At 70.3% G+C, this 17,558-nt stretch carries 14 protein-coding genes; 6 read left to right on the top strand and 8 right to left on the bottom strand.

The annotated features are described in order from the left end of the window. Positions 1 to 42 precede the first annotated feature (42 nt). The 3 genes from EJC51_RS01605 to EJC51_RS01595 all read left to right on the top strand — a co-directional run bounded on the left by EJC51_RS01605 (position 43) and on the right by EJC51_RS01595 (position 2,637). Positions 43 to 666, top strand: a complete 624-nt coding sequence (locus tag EJC51_RS01605) for a GNAT family N-acetyltransferase (RefSeq protein WP_126269336.1) — start codon at positions 43 to 45, stop codon at positions 664 to 666. 117 nt (positions 667 to 783) lie between these two features. Further along, positions 784 to 1,788, top strand: coding sequence for a ketol-acid reductoisomerase (gene ilvC / locus EJC51_RS01600; RefSeq protein ID WP_126269335.1), 1,005 nt, complete (start codon positions 784 to 786; stop codon positions 1,786 to 1,788). A 414-nt stretch (positions 1,789 to 2,202) separates the two neighbouring features. Next, complete coding sequence (locus EJC51_RS01595) at positions 2,203 to 2,637, top strand: VOC family protein (protein ID WP_126276752.1); 435 nt, start codon at positions 2,203 to 2,205, stop codon at positions 2,635 to 2,637. A gap of 16 nt (positions 2,638 to 2,653) precedes the next feature. On the opposite strand, the gene EJC51_RS01590 is transcribed toward EJC51_RS01595, so the two are convergent. Both EJC51_RS01590 and EJC51_RS01585 read right to left on the bottom strand, forming a co-directional pair. Further along, positions 2,654 to 2,890: a hypothetical protein gene (locus tag EJC51_RS01590; protein ID WP_126269334.1), complete on the bottom strand. Its 237-nt coding sequence runs from the start codon at positions 2,888 to 2,890 to the stop codon at positions 2,654 to 2,656. Between the two features lie 149 nt (positions 2,891 to 3,039). Beyond that, entirely contained in the window at positions 3,040 to 3,297 is a 258-nt protein-coding gene (locus tag EJC51_RS01585) for a hypothetical protein (protein WP_126269333.1), read from the bottom strand. A 568-nt stretch (positions 3,298 to 3,865) separates the two neighbouring features. Here EJC51_RS01585 and EJC51_RS47595 point away from each other — a divergent pair. Beyond that, positions 3,866 to 4,849: a PP2C family protein-serine/threonine phosphatase gene (locus EJC51_RS47595; RefSeq protein WP_166682805.1), complete on the top strand. Its 984-nt coding sequence runs from the start codon at positions 3,866 to 3,868 to the stop codon at positions 4,847 to 4,849. A 191-nt stretch (positions 4,850 to 5,040) separates the two neighbouring features. Here the strand turns inward: EJC51_RS47595 and EJC51_RS01575 are convergent, their stop codons facing one another. The 4 genes from EJC51_RS01575 to EJC51_RS01560 form a co-directional block, all read right to left on the bottom strand. Next, entirely contained in the window at positions 5,041 to 6,573 is a 1,533-nt protein-coding gene (locus EJC51_RS01575) for an MFS transporter (RefSeq protein WP_126269331.1), read from the bottom strand. A gap of 303 nt (positions 6,574 to 6,876) precedes the next feature. After that, on the bottom strand, positions 6,877 to 7,347 hold the full coding sequence (locus EJC51_RS01570; RefSeq protein ID WP_126269330.1) for a carboxymuconolactone decarboxylase family protein: 471 nt from the start codon (positions 7,345 to 7,347) through the stop codon (positions 6,877 to 6,879). Positions 7,348 to 7,432: 85 nt separating this feature from the next. Continuing rightward, positions 7,433 to 8,176 carry an SDR family oxidoreductase gene (locus EJC51_RS01565; protein WP_126276751.1) on the bottom strand — a complete coding sequence of 248 codons (744 nt, stop codon included), beginning with the start codon at positions 8,174 to 8,176 and terminating at the stop codon, positions 7,433 to 7,435. A 155-nt stretch (positions 8,177 to 8,331) separates the two neighbouring features. Then, positions 8,332 to 9,510 carry an FAD-binding protein gene (locus EJC51_RS01560; RefSeq protein ID WP_244362376.1) on the bottom strand — a complete coding sequence of 393 codons (1,179 nt, stop codon included), beginning with the start codon at positions 9,508 to 9,510 and terminating at the stop codon, positions 8,332 to 8,334. A 216-nt stretch (positions 9,511 to 9,726) separates the two neighbouring features. Here EJC51_RS01560 and EJC51_RS01555 point away from each other — a divergent pair, with 216 nt between their 5' ends. Continuing rightward, positions 9,727 to 12,507: a helix-turn-helix transcriptional regulator gene (locus tag EJC51_RS01555; RefSeq protein WP_126269329.1), complete on the top strand. Its 2,781-nt coding sequence runs from the start codon at positions 9,727 to 9,729 to the stop codon at positions 12,505 to 12,507. Positions 12,508 to 12,779: 272 nt separating this feature from the next. On the opposite strand, the gene EJC51_RS01550 is transcribed toward EJC51_RS01555, so the two are convergent. Further along, entirely contained in the window at positions 12,780 to 13,535 is a 756-nt protein-coding gene (locus EJC51_RS01550; protein ID WP_244362373.1) for a GNAT family N-acetyltransferase, read from the bottom strand. A 418-nt stretch (positions 13,536 to 13,953) separates the two neighbouring features. Between EJC51_RS01550 and EJC51_RS01545 the strand changes: the two genes are divergently transcribed. Beyond that, positions 13,954 to 14,739, top strand: coding sequence for an SDR family NAD(P)-dependent oxidoreductase (locus tag EJC51_RS01545; RefSeq protein ID WP_244362370.1), 786 nt, complete (start codon positions 13,954 to 13,956; stop codon positions 14,737 to 14,739). 239 nt (positions 14,740 to 14,978) lie between these two features. Here the strand turns inward: EJC51_RS01545 and EJC51_RS01540 are convergent, their stop codons facing one another. Continuing rightward, positions 14,979 to 17,186, bottom strand: coding sequence for an FtsX-like permease family protein (locus EJC51_RS01540; RefSeq protein ID WP_166682804.1), 2,208 nt, complete (start codon positions 17,184 to 17,186; stop codon positions 14,979 to 14,981). Positions 17,187 to 17,558 lie beyond the last annotated feature (372 nt).

Genomic DNA, 17,558 nt, shown 5'->3' with positions numbered 1-17,558 from the left:
GGCGGCAGCCGACCGGCTGTGCCCGGGTCGAGGGAGAGGGACATGCGACAGGGACTGCGGATCGTGCGCGTCGACCAGGACGACGAGCCCCGTGTGGCCGCTCTGCACCGCCGGTGCTCCGCCGCCGCCCGGTGGCACCGCTATCACCGGGCCATGGGCGACCCCGACACCTACCTGGGGCCGCTGCTGTCCCGACCCCAGTCGGTGCACCTGGCGGTGCAGGACCCGCGAGAGCGGCTCGTGGCGATAGGGCATCTGCTGCCGGACGAGGGTGACGCCGAGGCCGCGCTCCTGGTGGAGGACACCTGGCAGAACAGGGGGCTGGGCACCCGGCTCTTGAAGGAACTCGGCCGGTTCGCCGTCGTGTTGGGCGTACGTGAGGTCTACGGTGTCATCCACCCCGACGACGCCCGGACGGCTGCGGTGCTGCACCACTCCGGCGTTCCGCTGCGCACGGTCCCGGATACGGGCAGTGCGACGACGGTCCGGGCCCGGACGCAGGACATCGGCCTCGCCCTCGCCAGCTCGCCGACGCGGCGTGCGTGGTGGCAACGCGGTGCAGGAAGACACCGTGTGTCGGGTTCTTCGGTACACTCCTGGGCTTCTGAAGCTGAAGTTCAGCGGGTTCTCCGACATTCCTTCGAGGACGCGTCGCCTACTTGCTGAACCTGCACAGTGCAAGACGTGTGACAACATTGAATGAGATAGTGTTTCGACTGTCGCTCGCCGGCGGGTGTTTTTCCCCGCAGTTGGATGCGGGCGGCTACAAGCGAGGGGATTGCCATGGCCGAGCTGTTCTATGACGCCGACGCCGACCTGTCCATCATCCAGGGCCGCAAGGTCGCGGTCATCGGTTACGGCAGCCAGGGCCACGCCCACGCGCTGTCGCTGCGTGACTCGGGTGTCGACGTCCGCGTGGGTCTGCACGAGGGCTCCAAGTCCAAGGCCAAGGCCGAGGAGCAGGGCCTGCGCGTGGTGACCCCGTCGGAGGCCGCCGCCGAGGCCGACGTGATCATGATCCTTGTTCCGGACCCGCTCCAGGGCGAGGTCTACGAGCAGCACATCGCCCCGAACCTGAAGGACGGTGACGCGCTGTTCTTCGGGCACGGGTTCAACATCCGCTTCGGCTTCGTCAAGCCGCCGGCGAACGTGGACGTGTGCATGGTCGCCCCCAAGGGCCCGGGTCACCTCGTGCGTCGCCAGTACGAAGAGGGTCGCGGCGTTCCGTGTCTGGTGGCGGTGGAGCAGGACGCCACAGGAAGCGCCTTCCCGCTGGCGCTGTCGTACGCCAAGGGCATCGGTGGCACCCGCGCGGGCGTCATCAGGACGACCTTCACCGAGGAGACCGAGACCGACCTGTTCGGTGAGCAGGCCGTGCTCGCCGGTGGTGTGTCGGCGCTGGTCAAGGCAGGCTTCGAGACGCTGACCGAGGCGGGCTACCAGCCGGAGATCGCCTACTTCGAGTGCCTGCACGAGCTGAAGCTGATCGTGGACCTCATGTACGAGGGCGGGCTGGAGAAGATGCGCTGGTCGATCTCGGAGACCGCCGAGTGGGGCGACTACGTCACCGGCCCACGCATCATCACCGACGCCACCAGGGCCGAGATGAAGCAGGTCCTCGCCGAGATCCAGGACGGCACCTTCGCGCGTGAGTGGATGGCCGAGTACCACGGCGGTCTGAAGAGGTATCAGGAGTACCGGAAGCAGGACTCCGAACTGCTGCTGGAGACCACCGGCAAGGAGCTGCGCAAGCTCATGAGCTGGGTCAACGACGAGGACCTCTCGTGATCGCGCGGCCCGGCACGGAAGGGAACCGGTGACGGACTCATGACGATGCTGCATGTCACCCTGCTGGGCGGGCTCCGCGAGATAGCCGCCGTACCACTGCCCGTGGCGGAAGCCGCGCACGGCACGCGGTCGCTGCGCCGCTTCGCTCTGGAACTCCACGTGCCGCACGAACGGCACGCGGCCCTGGATGCCGAACTGCGGGCCGCCACCGCGCCGGACGGGACGTACTTGCAGGGCACCGACGCGCAGTGGCGCGTGGTCGAGGGCTGGACGGTCGTGGCCAACGGTTCGCGAACCGGGATCCACCGGTACCGGGTGGAGAGCGAGGAGGTGGTGGACGCCGCGCGGGCCGACAGCGGTGCTGAGGGCGCGGGCGCGTCAGCCGAGCTGCCCGCCGGAGAGAGCGCCGACGCCATGCAGCTCAAGCTGGCCGTCCTGGTGCTGCCCGTCTCGGACGTCGACCGGGCGAAGTCGTTCTACGAGGCCGTCGGGTTCCGACTGGATGCCGACCATGCCATCGACGTCTCCTATCGCGTGGTGCACATGACGCCTCCAGGATCGGCGTGTTCGATCCTGTTCGGGACCGGAGTCACCACGGCCGCCCCGGGTTCGGTGCGGGGCCTGCACCTCGTCGTCTCGGACATCGAGCGGGCCTGCCGGGAACTTGCGGCGAGGGGCGTGGTGACCGGCGGAATCTTCCATGACACGAGTGGTGTGTTCCACCGCAGCACCGATGAGAAGCGGGTCGAGGGACCCGACCCGCAGCGTCGTGACTATCACTCCTACGCCGAGTTCAGCGACCCGGACGGCAACGAATGGGTGCTTCAGGAGGTACCGGCGCGGGGCTGAGTGGCTCGTGAGGGGGTCAACCGCGAGGGTGGGCGTCGTCCGGGGATCCGGAGCGGCGCCCACCTCCGCCGTGTGTCGTCGCGATGCCGTGCAGGGTCTGGAGGGACTCGGCGATCGACGCGATACGTGTGTTCACGACGTGCACGGCCTCACGGAGCTGGCGCAGCCGCCCTTCGAGAGCGGTCGCCTCGGCCGTGAGCGACGCCGCGACGGTGGCGGGGTCAGCCTGAGGATCAACGCCTTGGGACATCATTCCGGTCCTCCTCGGATCGTGTCGGACACCAGTTCCCGTACTGACCGGACAGGGGGCGCGCTTGTGACAACCGGAGGCGTCGTCCCCGCGACGGGGCGGGTGGTGGGGTTGTGGCCCGGGGCGGGGCCGCGGCTGATACGTCCTTGGGTTCAGCAGGCTTCCAGGACGAAGTCGCCCAGGATGTGCTGTCGTATGCGCTGCACCTCGGCACGATCGGGTTCCACGGGCAGGTGGCCGCGGGCGTCCCGCTCGGGGGCGCTGTTGGCCCGCCGCACCGCCGCGCACAGGGCTTCGGCGCTGTCCGGCGCCTCGCCGACGACGTAGTACAGCCAGACGATCCGGGAGCCGTCCGACCGGCACGGCAGCCCGATCAACCAGGTGCGGGAGTCTCTGGGTGTGCTGAACATGAGGTGTCATCTCCGTTCTCCGCCGGCGGGATGGCGGCAAAAGCGGGTGGGGCTCCGCAGGGAGTTCCGCCCTTTCTTCATTGACTGGACAGCACCCCGGTTCGTGACAGCGAGTCGGCCTACTGCGGCTGTCCCCCCTCAACTGCCGTGGCGCGGCTCACGGATGAGGATCTTGGTGTCACAGATACGTGTGCGTCCCTGTCTCATGAGCGAACAGATCGGGCCAGGCAGGAGAAAAAAGGGTGCGCGTTCCGCGAGCCGCCGACACTCGTGCGTGGAGCCGCCATCGCCTCTCGCGCACGAAAGACCACACATGAGCATCCCCATTCCGCGGCCGGACGTTCCAGCCGCCGATCGCTGTGGAGGACATCGGGCTCATGAGACCCGTCCCCGTGGGGATTTCTCCTTCTGCCGCGACCTCAAAGTACTTCTGCTGTCCCAGGACGAACACGATGCTGCCCATGTCCGGCGGCTGCTCCCGGATCGGCTGGCCGATGCGCTGGTCTGGCACCCGAGCGTCGAGGAAGGATGCCGCGCCTCCGCCGCCCACGGCCCGCTGTGCGTTCTGTTGGGCAGCACACCGGCCGGCCAGAGCTTGGCCGACGTCGTCACCCGGGTACGCCGCCACGCCCCCGACGCGGCCGTGCTCGTTCTCGAGGGCACGCATGCGTCCCACGTCGTTCGCGCCGTCGCCGGCTCGGTGCAGGGCCGGGCCGATCACCGCCGCAGCGCTCCCGACGAGTTCTGCCGGAAGATCTGGGTCGCCCTGCAACGTGCCGTCGCGGGGCGCACCGTGGCCGGCGAGGAGATCGCCCGGGACAAGGCCGTGCTGGAACGGGGTCTGTTGCCCGACCTGACGCTGCGGGCAGACGGCTTCACGACCGCCTTCCACTATGCGCCGGGCCGTGCGCACACGTTGCTGGGCGGTGACTTCTGCGATGTGGTGCGCGGCGACGACGGCAGCGCACACGTGGTCATGGGCGATGTGTCCGGACACGGCGCCGCCGCGGCCGCCCTCGGTGTCCACCTGCGCCTGGCATGGCGCACGGCCGTGCTGTGCGGGCAGAGCCAGCTGGAACAACTCCGTCTGCTCGAACGCATCCTGACCGAGGAGCGAGCGCAGGAGGAGACCTACGCGACCGTGGTGTCCCTGGTCCTGTCGCCCCACCGCCGCACCCTGCGGACGGTCACCGCCGGCCACCCGGGGTTTTTGCACCGGCATCGGGGAGAGGTCCGATGGGTGGAGCCGCCGCCGGGTCTCCCGCTGGGACTCTTTCCCGGGCAAGGCGACTGGTGTGAGAGCGAGATGGCGATGCCGGACGGGGACGGCGTCGTGCTCTTCACCGACGGCCTCTACGAAGGCCGTACGGCCGGCGGACGGCTCGGGGAGGACGGCCTGCTGAGGCTGGCCGGTCGGCTCGCGCATCTGGAGGCGCAGACGTTCGTCGACGCCCTGGTACGCGGCGTGTCGCTGCTGGCCGCCCCGTTCGGGGGGCTGCGGGACGACGTGGCGGTACTTCATCTGTCCTGCGACGACGGGGGAGGGGCTTGATGTTCCGTCGTTCCGCAGGGCCGGCCCGGTCCACGGACGAAGCCGGTTCCCGCCGGGGAGGGGGCGGGAACCGGCTGGTCCATGTGCCCCGGCCGGGGGATCTCGGCGCTCGACCCGGCCCGCACCTCGGTGGGGCCCTGGCGCCGGCTCGCGTTCTAGTCGAGGGTGGGGCCCTGGCGCCGGCTCGCGTTCTAGTCGAGAGCCCGGTGATGGGCGAAGCGCGACACCAGCGGCGGCTCCATCAGCCAGCCGTGCGCCCGGCCGTGCCGTGTGCCCGAGGGGTCGGCGGTGTCGCGCAGCAGAGCGAAGGCCATCGCCGCGCCGATGGCCAGCAGGCCCGCGCACAGGGGCATGGCCCGGTTGAACGCCGTGTCGAAGGAGCCGGGGGAGCGGTAGGCGTCCGGGCTCATGCCGACCAACAGCGGCAGCGCGGCCACGGCGACCAGCCCGGCCGCGCGTGCGGCCGCGTTGTTGATCCCGCTGGCCAGGCCCGCGTCGGCGGCCTCGACCGAGGCCAGCAGCGTCACGCTCAGCGGAGCGACCATGATGACCATGCCCGTGCCCATCACCAGCAGGGCGGGCAGAACGTCGGCGAAATAGGAGGCGTGCGTACCCACCCGCGCCGTCATCAGCATGCCCGCCCCGCACACCACGGGGCCGACCGTGAGCGGGATGCGCGGTCCCAGGCGCTGGGCGAGCGTCCCGGAGCGGGCGGAGAACAGCAGCATCAGCACCGTGCTCGGCAACATGGCGGCACCCGCCGCCAGCGCCGAGTAGCCGGCGACGATCTGCAGTTGCAGGGCGGTCAGGAAGAAGAACCCGCCCAGCCCGGCGTAAACGCACAGGGTGATCAGGTTGATGGCCGTGAAGGGTCGCGACGAGAAGATCGACAGGGGCATCATCGGGTCGCTGCTGCGCCGCTCGACCAGCACGAACGCGGCCCCGGCCGCCATGCTGCCGACGGCCGCGGCGAGGGCGATGGGCCCGCCCGAACGGGCTTCGGTCAGCGCGTAGGTCGCCAGAGCGAGTGTCAGCGCGCCCAGCGCCGCACCGGCGAGGTCGAAGCCCCGCCGGGACGGTGTGTGGGCACCGGAGGCGACGGTGGGCTGCTGAGGCCTGCCGACGGATTCCGGGACGTGGCGCAGTGCCAGGGGCACGCAGAGCAGCGCTGGGGGGATCGTCAGCAGGAAGGTCCAGCGCCAGCCGGGGCCGTCGACGAGCCATCCGCCGAGAAACGGCCCGAGTGCCGCCCCGATGCCGCCGAAACCGGACCACAGGCCGATGGCGCGCGGCCGATCGTCCGGGTGGAAGGAGGCTTCGATGATCGCCAGGGATCCGGGGGTGAGCAGCGCTCCGCCGACGCCCTGGAGAGCGCGGGCGGCTATCAGCGTGGTCGTGTTGGGAGCCAGCCCGCACAGCAGGGACGCCGCGGCGAACCAGATGATGCCCAGGACGAAGATCCGGCGTCGGCCGAAGCGGTCGCCCAGGGAGCCGCCCAGCAGGATGAGTCCCGCCAGGGTCAGCATGTAGGCGTTCACGGTCCACTGGAGTGCGGCGAGGTCGGCGTCGAAGTCGTCGCCGATGTGCGGCAGCGCGACGTTGGTGACGGTCGAGCCGAGCAGCACCACGCTGGAGCCGAGCACGGTGGCCAGAAGGGTCCATCGACCACGGGCGCTGGCGATGCGCAGGAAGGCCGGGGCGCCCGGGGCGGGGGAGGGGTGCATGTCGTCTCCTTGGGACAGTGGGCCAGGAGGCGGCCGGTGTGTTCGTGCCGGGCGGCGGGTGCGGCGGGTCGGTCGTCTCGTGGAAGCACAGGTGCGCTGGGTGGGTGGGGGTGCCGGGTGGCGCGTCGCGTACGACCCGGGGAGCGGTGGCTCGCGGGTGGGCCTTCGCATGGGGCCCGGGTGCGGCGGTTCGTGGTGCGGCGTCGTGTGGACGCGGGGGTGTCCGGGGGCCCGTCTCCCGCTCGGTGGGCCGGGGCGAGCGGGAGACGGACGGTGGCGTCCAGCGGGGCCGGAGCGGGCGGGTCAGCCGAACATGCCCGGCTTGTAGCCGCCGGCGGGCTGCTGGTTGATGACGTTGATGCGGTTGTAGGCGTTGATGATCGCGATCAGCGAGATCAGCGCGGCGAGCTGGTCCTCGTCGTAGTGCTTGGCGGCGTTGGCCCAGGCCTCGTCCGACACCCCGCCCGCCGCGTCGGCGATGCGGGTGCCCCGCTCGGTGATCTCCAGGGCCGCGCGCTCGGCGTCGGTGAAGACGGTGGCCTCGCGCCAGGCGGCGACCAGGTGCAGCCGCTGCTGGTCCTCACCCGCGGCGACGGCGTCCTTGGTGTGCATGTCGGTGCAGAACCCGCAGCCGTTGATCTGGCTGGCCCGGATCTTCACCAGTTCCTGGGTGGCGACGGGCAGCGCCGAGTGCACAGCGGCCCCGGCCGAGTTGAGGTGCTTCATGACCTTGCCCGCGAGAGCGTTGCCGAAGTAGTTGATGCGCGCGTCCATGTAGGGATCCTGAGAGTTGCGTGATGGGCGGTGAACTGACGTGATGCTGCTGCGATTTCGGGGCCGTGGGCTCCGTGCTCGCCGTTTACTGCTTGCTGCTCCAGTCGGCGAAGTGCGTCTCGCCGAGCTGTGCGTCGGGGCCGGGCAGCAGGTCGGACTCCTTGAGGGCGGCGCCCCAGTAGAGACCCTTCGGGTCCGTCACGACCGTGCGGGGGTCGTTGTGGGCCGCGAGGCCCTGGCGGATGAAGTCCTCCAGGGTGAAGGTGTCGGGGCCGGCGACCTCGACGATTCCGTTGACCGGAGTGCCGACCGCCGTGCGGCCGACGGCCGCGGCCACGTCGCCCGAGAAGATGGGCTGGATCTTGATGGGGGCGACGGACACCGTGTCACCGCTGGTCGCCGAGTCCGCGAGGGTTTTGGCGAACTCGAAGAACTGCGTGGCGTGGACGATCGAGAACGGCACTCCGGAGTCCCGGATCATGTCCTCCTGTACCTGCTTGGCCTGGAAGTAGCCGGACTGCTGGAGGCGGTCGGTGCCCACGACGGACAGAGCCACGTGGTGCGTGACGCCGGCGGCGGCCTCGGCGGCGAGCAGGTTGGTGGTGGAGGCGCGGAAGAACTCCATCACCGCGTCGTCGTCGAAGGAGGGGGAGTTGGAGACGTCGACGACGACGGAGGCGCCCTTCAGGACGTCGGCCAGGCCTTCGCCGGTGACCGTGTTGACTCCGGTGTTCGGGGAGGCTGCCACCGCCTCGTGACCGTGTTCGTTGAGCTTGGAGACGACCTTGGAACCGATGAGTCCGGTTCCGCCGATCACTACGACTTTCATGGACTTTCCCTTCACTGATCTCGCACGGTGCCCGATGGGTCTGCGGCGACCTCGTCCACGGCACCGGCCGCGAGGGCTCGTACCCTCCTGACCAGGCGGCCCCGGTATCTGTGACAGGGCGGCGCGCAAAGAATTCGCGCCGCGGTCGATCGGCCCTAAGACGGCGGGTCCGGCATCGTCGGACGCGTCGCGCCACGGCTCGGTGATCCCGGTCGGGGCGGGCCACAACGGTGTGCGGCGCACACCGTTCGTCGCGGACCACACCATGGCGTCCGGCAGCGCGGGCGCGGCGCCGAGGCGGTCCGACCGGTGATGGTAGCCCCGGGACCCGAGCCGCTCCCGAGCGCACTGGAGGGTCGCCCGGGCGGCGAGCACGGCGGATCTGAGGTCGTAGGCGTGCGCCAGGTCCGAGAAGCCGCCAGGCGCCGCAGCGTGCGCTGCAGAGCGCGGGCGTTGCAGTCGCTGTCGGCGGCCACCAGGCGGAGCACGTCGGCTTCCGCGGCGCGAGTCGCGGCCGGTGAGTGGCGTGGACCGGTGAGTGTGGCGGAGTATTCCACCGCGGCGCGCCCGGCGATTCGCCCGTGGGCGAGGAGTTCTACGGGAGGGTCCTCTCGCCTGTGCGGGCCGCCGACCGCTTCCCCGACCGCGAAGAGCCCGTCCACGTCGGTGCTGTGGTCCTCGGCCTTGACCCGGATGCCGCTCAGGGAGACGTGGGCGATCGGGACGACCTCGACGGGGTCGCCCGTGATGTCGAGCGTCTGCAGTTCCAGCAGCGCCCTGTGCAGTTGCGGCAGCCGCGCCAGGACCGTGTCACCAGGCAGGTGGGACAGGTCCAGCCAGACGAGCCCGAACGGATGGAACTGCACCAGGTCGGGGTCGCGTAACCGGGCACCGGCCTCGGCGGCGAGCCGGAGGGAGGCGCCGGTGTTCTCGTGGCGGTGCGAGGACGTGTGCCGCCAGATGCGGGTGTGCCCGCCGGTGGCGAGGATCACCGCGTTGGCGTGCACGAGGTAGCGCGAGCCGTCGACGAGGCCGAATCCGTAGGCGCCGAACACCGTTCCGTCGTCGACCAGCAGCCGGGTGACGTACACGTGCGGCAGGACGCGGATCGCGAGTTGCCGTCCGCGCACCTGAAGGGCCTGGTGCAGGTCCGGGCCGGTGAGCTGTGCGGTGGACGTGCTGCCGGTGTGTAAGGGGCGCCCGCCGCGGCGCTCGACTCCGTCGATGTGCCGGCCCGCGACGCCGTCCCGGCCGCCGAGCGGATCGCGCCCAGCGCCTCCGCGCCTTCCCACCACGAGGACGGACGTGGTGAGCTGGTGTCCTGGAGAAGACACGGGTCCTCCTGCGACAGCGAACGGACAGGATCATCGGTTCGGATCGACCGGACAGACCCCGGATTTGTGACAGCCTCAGCGTGCTTTCAGGCGTGGAAGTAGTCACAGCGCCCGTCCGCGCTGAGGGGGAGGGTTCGCAAGTATCGTGGCAAGGATTCTTCCGAACACCGCTGTGGGAGCTCTGTTCCCCCGGATCCCGCCGAGGAGCCGAGTCGCATGATCGCCAGCCCGCTTCCCGATCTGGTCGGCCGGCAGCGTGAGTGCGCGGCGCTCGACGACCTGCTGGCCGGCCTGCGGGACGGCGGTTCCCGTGCCCTGGTAGTCCGAGGCGAGGCGGGCATCGGCAAGTCGGTGTTGCTGGAGTACGTGGCCACGCAGGCGTCCCGGGTGCAGGTGACCTGGGCACGCGGAGTCGAGGCCGACATGGAACTGCCCTACGCGAGCCTTCACCAGGTGTGCGCGCCGTTCCTGGACGGTGTCGAGGAACTGCCGCAACCCCAACGTGACGCGCTGCGCGTGGCGTTCGGGACGGCGGTCGGCGATCCGCCCGACCGCTTCCTGGTCGGCCTCGCCGTGCTGACCCTGCTCACCCGCGCCTCGGAGACCCGTCCGGTGCTGGTGTTGGTCGACGACGCCCAGTGGCTGGACCAAGTGTCGTTGCAGACACTTGAGTTCGTCGCCCGGCGACTGCTCGCGGAGCCGGTCGCCATGGCGTTCGCGGTCCGTGACCCCGAGGGGCAGTCCGCGCTCGCGGGCCTGCCCGCGCTGCAACTCAGTGGCCTTGACGCCGCCGCGGCCGGAGAGCTCCTGGAGAGCGCTGTGGGGGGACGGCTGGAGGAGCGGGTCCGGGACCGGTTCGTGGCCGAGACGCACGGCAACCCGCTGGCGCTGCTGGAGTTCTCCCGCGGCCGCAGCGCCGCCGAACTGGCCTACGGCGTCGATGCGTCGAGTGCCCCGGTCGTCCAGGGACCGGTGGCCAGCCGTGTCGAGCGGGACTTCGCCGGGCGGCTCGGTGCGCTGCCGGCCGCGACCCGCACCCTGCTGCTGATCGCCGCGGCGGAACCGGTAGGCGACGTGCGCCTGTTGATCCGCGCGGCCGCATCCCTCGGCATCACTCCGGACGCCGCACCGGCCAAGGCGGCCGGCCTGATCGAGTTCGGCGAGCCCGTACGGTTCCGGCACCCGCTGGTGCGTTCGGCGGTCTACCACGGAGCCGAGCCGGAGGAACGGCGTGCGGTGCACCGGGCCCTGGCCGAGGCCACGGACCCCCTCCGGGACCCTGACCGGCGCGCCTGGCACGCCGCGCAGGCGGCCGACGGGCCGGACGAGGAGGTCGCCGCAGGACTGGAACAGGCCGCCGACCGCGCCCGGCAGCGCGGCGGCATCGCGGCCGAGGCGGTGCTGCTGGAACGCGCGGTGGAGGTGACGCCCGACCCCTGGCCGCGAGGGCGCCGGGCCCTTGCGGCGGCCGAGGCGCACTTCTCGGCCGCCGCGCCCGAACGGGCCACGGAACTGGCGGCGGTGGCCGACCTGTATCCCCTCAGCGTCCTGGACCGGGCCCGCCTGGCCCGGCTGCGGGCCAGAATCCTGTTCGCCCGCAGCCGCAGCGACGAGGCGGCACCACTCCTTCTGAACGCGGCCGCACAGTTCACCGCGGCGGGATCTCCCCTGGCGCGGGAGACGTACCTGGAGGCGATCAGCGCCACCATCTTCGCCGGCCGGGTCCACGGTCCGACCGGCGCGCGCGCCGCGGCGATCGCGGCTCGCGCGTCCGGGGCGCCTTCTTCGGGCTCCAAGGCCGCCGACGCTCTCCTGGACGGTGTTGCGGCCCTGCTCGCGGACGGCCCCGAGACGGCCGTCCCGGGCCTGCGTGAGGCACTCGACCTGCTCGAGCACGAAGAGCTGCGCACGCGGGAGGCGACCGTACGGTGGCTGCTGCTGGCCCCGGTCGCGCTCGAGTCGTTCATCCACTGGGCCTGGGACCTGCACGCCTGGGACACACTCTCGACTCGCGCGGTGCGCCTGGCCCGCGACATCGGAGCACTCGGCACCCTGCCGCCGGCTCTGATCTACGCGGGCGGGGTGCACATCCACTACGGCGACTTCGCCGAGGCCGACCGGATGATCGACGAGGCCGACGCGATCGCCACCGCGACCGGCCACGCCCCGCACAAGTACGCCACGCTCGTCCTGGCCGCGTGGCGGGGTGAGGCGGACGTCGCCGCTGGCATCATCGAAGAGGCCAGAGAGCGCGCCGTGCAGCGGGGCGAGGTGTCCCTGCTCGGTGCCATGGGCTACATCCAGGGGGTGCTCTTCAACGGACTGGCCCGCTACGAAGAGGCGATGGAGGCCGCCCGCACCGGTATCGAACACGACGGGTTCAACTTCACCGGTCTGTCCTTGATCGAACATGTGGAGGCCGCGACGCGGTGCGGTGAACTCGACCAGGCCCGCGCCTCGTTGGCCCGCCTGACCGAACTCACCCGCGCCGCCGACTCCGGATGGGCGCGAGGCGCGAGCGCTCGCAGTGAGGCCCTGCTGGCCGACGGCGAGGCGGCCGACCGCCTGTACCGCACGGCGATCGAGGAGTTCGGCCGCGGCGGCGTCGTCGTGGAGGTGGCACGTACCCACCTGCTCTACGGCGAGTGGCTGCGGCGCGCACAGCGCCGCGCGCAGGCCCGCGAGCATCTGCGCACGGCCCACGACATGTTCGACGCGATGCCGGCGCACGCGTTCGCCGAACGGGCCCGCCGTGAGCTGATCGCCACCGGCGAGCAGGTGACCGCGCGGGAGACCACACCGGCGAACGCTCTCACCCCCCAGGAGTCTCAGGTCGCAGCTCTCGCCGCCGACGGCATGACGAACGCGCGCATCGGCGCGGAGCTGTTCATCAGCCCCCATACCGTGGAATGGCACCTGCGGAAGGTCTACGTGAAACTCGGCATCAGTTCCCGCCGAGCCCTGCCGGACGTCCTCGACAGCGCACGGGCACGGTGAGTTGCAGTCGACAGACATCACGAATCCGCGGGGGACCGGGCGCCTACGGGGGACGGCGCACCGTCGACCAGACCCACGCCACAGTACGGGCCGGGGCCATCGCGCGAGACGACTTCGTCGGGGGAGGCGAGCGCGGTGAACTCGCCAACCCGACCGGTCGTCCCGGCAGCCGAAGTCCCGGTGCGGGCCCGCCGTCCGGGCAAAGGCACGGCAGCGTCGGCGCGGAGGTCGGAGGGGCGGCGCTTGCCCCGCGTCCCGGGCCGGGCTGCGGCTCAGGCGGGGAAGGCGAACAGCCGGTACTCGGATGTTGTCGTGAAGCCGAAACGCCGGTACAGCGGTTCGCCCGCGGGGCTGGCGACCAGCGCGGCGCGGCGCATCCCGCGCTCCCGTCCCACCTGGAGCGCGGCGGTCGTCAGGGCCGCACCGACGCCCCGTCGGCGATGTGCTTCGCTCACGTGGACTAGGAAGATCCCGGCCACCCCGTGGGCGGTGATCACCACGGTCGTCCCGACCACTCGGCCCTCCAGCACGGCGGCCAGTCGGACGATGTCGGCGTTGTCCTCGCGCCGCGACTCGATGCGCACCATCTCGGCCTCCAGACCGGGCTCGACCCCCATCGACGCCCGGTAAGTCCGGACCAACTCGGCGAGCCGTTGACCGTCCCGGACCGGCTCCACCCGCAAACCGGTGCGAGCGGTGTCGGGGACCGTGCCCGGGGCCGCCGGTTCGTCGAGCGGGAGCACCATCACGGGCAGGGCCGCGAGCTCTCGTCCACCGTGGCGCCGCAGGACGTCGGCGGTGTCCTCGGGGCTGTCGGGTCCCACCCACCACCACCAGGGAACGCTCGCGAACTCCTCGCGGACGGCCGTCACGTCCGCCTCGTCCGCAGACACCGACCCTACGCGTACGACGCCGTTGAACTGCGGGGTGGCAAGCCCGCTGCGGAACTGGTCGACGGTGTTGCCCGCAGGGCTGTGCGTACCCCATCCCATGAGGTACTGACGGAAGTTGGCGAACACCGATGCCATGGCGCCGGGTTCCCCGGAGGCCGCGGTGCTTCGTGTCCCGTCGTCCGACGCGCTGGTCGGGCTCGCCGGATTCACCATTGCCACTGTCTTCCTCGCCTCGTGGTTCTGCACATCACAGTGTGCGTCGACCTGGATGCGTCGGCGAACGGCTACCTTCCCCAGCCACTCACGGACGGCCGTCACCGTGCGGCTCCTGCTGAGCCACCGCAGTGACCTGTGAGACTACACGAACGACATTCACTATCACACTGTTCCGGAACGAGTCCCCGCGGCCCTGGTGGGGCTTTGTCAGGTGTGACCGACAACATCGTTGTGTGGCGCAAATGGATGACAACATGTGATGCGGTAATGTTGTTACGGCTTCTTGACGGCGGGTGGTCACCCACCGTTTTGCAAGACCACGAGTGAAGGAATCACCATGGCCAAGATGTTTTACGACGCTGACGCCGACCCGTCCGCGCAGAGCCGCAAGCACGTTGCGATCGTCACCGGGGCGGGCTCGGGCATCGGACGTGCCATTGCCCTCACGTTCGCGGAAGCCGGGGTACATGTGCTCGGAGTGGGCCGCCGTGAAGAGCCGTTGAAGGAGATAGCAGCCGCCAACGGGAACATCGAGGTTTTGGCGATCGATGTCTGCCAGGATGGGGCACCCGCTGAGATCGTCAGCACCGCTGTCCAAAAGTGGGGTCGCCTCGACTACTTGATCAACAACGCTGGAGCGACAGCGGTCATGCCCCTGGCCGAGACCGACAAAGAGGTCGTTCTCCGCCTTCTCGAACTCAATGTCGTGGCGCCCAGCCTGCTTGCCCACGCCGCCCTGCCCCACCTGCGGGAGACTTCCGGCACGATCATCAACCTGTCCAGTACGTACGGGCATCGTCCGATGGCCGGTGGTGCGCACTACGCGGCCACGAAGGCGGCCATCGAGCAGATGACACGCAGCTGGGCGCTGGAACTCGCCGGCGAAGGCATCCGGGTCAACTCGGTCGCTCCGGGCCCGACCCAGACGGATGTCATGTTGCACGCCGGTCTCAGCCCTGAAGCAGCCAACGACGTATACGCCTACGAGCGTGAGCGCATTCCGACGCACCACATCGCCAGGACGGAAGAGGTGGCCCACTGGGTCCTGCGGCTGGCCGAGCCCGCCGGACGCCATGCGACCGGCCAGGTGATCACGGTCGACGGCGGGCTTGAACTGATCTGAGGCCGTACCGGCACGGCCGCCGTGCCGTGTTGGCAACGGCGGACCGTGGGGCCGACAGTGCGGTCGTCGCGGAGCCGGTGATCCGATTGGCGACGCGGACGGGGACCTGTCTTGGGCGGCCTGATCCGTGGCGTACTGCGCTTTCTGTCGTGCCACCGAGCCCGCGACGGCGGAACGGGGCGATGACCGTGCCCCGATGCCCTCACTGTCCACCGGTCCGGGGCCAGGTCTCCGCCATGTCACTCGTGACGCAGTCCCTGCGGTCGCGTCGAACGCCACAACGCCGGCAGGGTCAACAGGGTGACACCCAGCGAGACAGTCGCCCCGATGCCGGCGATGGCCAGCAGGGTGCTCCAGTTGCGTGGCGCAGGTATTCCGACGAGATCGAGCAGCGAGCTGCCGAGGGCCGTCCCGATCGACTCCGCCACGAGCAAACCAAGTCCGACGGGCAGTACGGACTGCAAGAAGACGGATGTGGCGAGCGTACGACGGGGCGTGCCGAACGCGACGAGTACGGACAGCACTCGTGCGCGCTCGCGAACCTGTTCGAGCGCACCGAGCAGCATGCTCGCCGCGATCAGTACCAGTACGGCGGTCACCCCCGCCAGCAAAGCCCGCCTGACGCCGTCGAGGGCAGGGTTGCCCTGCGACTTTCCAGGAAATTCGACGCTGAAGGCCGGGTCCAGCCGTGCTGCTGCGGTGCGGATGTGATCCTCCACGTCTTCGAACCCGGTCGCATAGGTGAGGCCGACCGTGCTGACGGCGTGTGCGATGGCGGTGTGCCCGGCCGCCTCGGGGGTGGCCAGCAGGGTCCGTTCAGAGGAAACCGCCGCCGGATAGGCGGGGGTCGCACGGACGGTTGCGGCGATGTGCGGGACAGTCCAGCGGGGACCGTACATGTCCATGCGCAGTTTCATGCCGGCCGCCCATGTGGTCAGGTCGTGCCTGGTGTCCGTGCCCGGAGGAGCGGTGAGAAACGCGTCCCCGTCGGAACAGGAAGGCAACTGTGCCAGCAGGCGCAAATGAGCGCAGTCGGCGATGAGGACGGTCTGAGGAAAACCACCGTTCAGGGGGCTCATCGACAACTCCCTGAACTCAACGGCCCGTTGCACGCCAGGAGTCGTGGCGAGCACGGGGGCGTAGGCCGCCCCTCGCGTCCCGCCGTCGTCCAGGCGGGCGACAGCGACGCGTGTGGAGGCGGAGGGGCCGTATGCCCCCCGGGCGGTGCTGTCCACCGGGTTGTGGGCCAGTCCGGTGAGGAGGGTCTGGAGCGCCACGGCTCCTGCCACCGCCACCGCGATCCCGTTGACCGAGCGGCTGGTGGCCTCGCCGTTCAACTGCAAGCCGCGCACGGCTAGTTGCCAAGGCAGCGGGCCGAAGCCGCCGAGCAACCGGGTGAGGCGTTCCACGGCCCAGGGCAGCACCGCGGTGACTCCGACGAGCAGCGAGAGCATGCCGATGAGCAGCAGGACGACCCCGGAGGTGCCGTGCAGGTCCGCAGGGCTGCGCACGGAGAGGCGCAGCAGAATCAGTCCGAGCAGAGGAAGTGCGATACGCCACCACAGGCGGCGCGAGGTGCTGCCGGACTTCCGGACGACTCCCAGGGGCTCTACGGCCACCTTGTGCATCGACAGTTGAGTGATGCCGAGGGAGAGCGAGAGTACGGCGACGACCACGAGCGCCGCCAGCAGGGGCTGAGGCGTGAGATCTTGGGGGAAGACACCGAGCCCCTGTAGCTCCACCGTTCCCGCGAACTGACGCCCCGTCATAAAAAGGACCACACCCAGAGCTGTACCTGCCAGTGTGCTGAGCGCGACCTCGCCTGCGGCGATGGTGGCGGTCATCCCGCGGTTCGCGCCGACCAAGCGCAGGGCGGCCAGCCGCCGGTCCCGTCGCTCACCGCCGAACCGTACGGCCGCGGCGATGAAGGCACCCACGGGCACGAGCAGTACGACGATTCCGGCGATGCAGAGGAGGAGGAGTTCGGGGGGAAGGGGCTTCCTCGGGTAGGTCTTGCCGAAGTGGTCGAGCCGTCGCGTTGGGCCCGCATCGGGGGCCATGTGGTTCGCGACCAGATAGAAGACGTGCTCGCCCGGGGCGAGCAGACCTGCATCGCCGATCTCACCCGCGATGGGATGGGCGAGGCGCTCGCGCAGCAGTCCGTTTCCAGGTGCGTTCAGCAGTTTGTGCAGTGCGGGAGACACCACCATCTCTCCGGGGCGCGGGTAGCGCAGGACTCCGGGCGGCAGCGGTGCCGCGGGCCCCTCCGGCTGCACCATGCGCCCTCGGATCTTCTCGCCGCGGAACACGGTGTCGATGTCCCTGACAAGAACAGTGTGATCCGAGCGTGTGATGGCGCGGTCGCTGAGGTTGACATCGATGCGCTGATGGATCCGCTGGTCCCGGTGGTTTCTGACGGTCGGCACCGATGCGGCGAACAGCAGCATGGCCACCCCCAGCCCTACTCCGACAGCGGTCAATGACGTGCGGATTGCGCTGTTGCGCCCACCGAAGAGCGCGAGTCGAGCGCCGAAGGCGAGCGCGCGGAGACCTCCGAGGCGCCGACGTACAGGTGGGCTCACCATGTTCCCCTTGAATGTATTGCGGGCAGGGCGCCGTCTCGGGGCGCAGGGATGGGCAGCGGCAGGGCGTGAGCGCCGTCTGCGTTGCCGGGTCGACTATACGCTGTGCGTATAGTCGAGTGCACAGTATCAACGCATCGTCATGCATCGTGTCACACTCGGTTCTTGCGTATGAGGACGACGACGGTCGGGTACGACGGCCCCCGCGGCGGGACGGCTCACCGTCCTCGCAGCGGG

The organism is Streptomyces aquilus, from assembly GCF_003955715.1.
Taxonomy (GTDB): domain Bacteria; phylum Actinomycetota; class Actinomycetes; order Streptomycetales; family Streptomycetaceae; genus Streptomyces; species Streptomyces aquilus.
The sequence above is the reverse complement of the archived record's forward strand: the minus strand, read 5'-3'. Positions and strand labels throughout refer to the sequence as shown.

Coding starts and splice junctions, on each gene's coding strand:
- EJC51_RS01605 (WP_126269336.1), top strand. CDS start 43: ATGCGACAGGGACTGCGGATCGTGCGCGTCGACCAGGACGACGAGCCC.
- ilvC (WP_126269335.1), top strand. CDS start 784: ATGGCCGAGCTGTTCTATGACGCCGACGCCGACCTGTCCATCATCCAG.
- EJC51_RS01595 (WP_126276752.1), top strand. CDS start 2,203: ATGCAGCTCAAGCTGGCCGTCCTGGTGCTGCCCGTCTCGGACGTCGAC.
- EJC51_RS01590 (WP_126269334.1), bottom strand. CDS start 2,890: ATGATGTCCCAAGGCGTTGATCCTCAGGCTGACCCCGCCACCGTCGCG.
- EJC51_RS01585 (WP_126269333.1), bottom strand. CDS start 3,297: ATGTTCAGCACACCCAGAGACTCCCGCACCTGGTTGATCGGGCTGCCG.
- EJC51_RS01575 (WP_126269331.1), bottom strand. CDS start 6,573: ATGCACCCCTCCCCCGCCCCGGGCGCCCCGGCCTTCCTGCGCATCGCC.
- EJC51_RS01570 (WP_126269330.1), bottom strand. CDS start 7,347: ATGGACGCGCGCATCAACTACTTCGGCAACGCTCTCGCGGGCAAGGTC.
- EJC51_RS01565 (WP_126276751.1), bottom strand. CDS start 8,176: ATGAAAGTCGTAGTGATCGGCGGAACCGGACTCATCGGTTCCAAGGTC.
- EJC51_RS01555 (WP_126269329.1), top strand. CDS start 9,727: ATGATCGCCAGCCCGCTTCCCGATCTGGTCGGCCGGCAGCGTGAGTGC.
- EJC51_RS01550 (WP_244362373.1), bottom strand. CDS start 13,535: ATGGCATCGGTGTTCGCCAACTTCCGTCAGTACCTCATGGGATGGGGT.
- EJC51_RS01545 (WP_244362370.1), top strand. CDS start 13,954: ATGGCCAAGATGTTTTACGACGCTGACGCCGACCCGTCCGCGCAGAGC.
- EJC51_RS01540 (WP_166682804.1), bottom strand. CDS start 17,186: ATGCTGCTGTTCGCCGCATCGGTGCCGACCGTCAGAAACCACCGGGAC.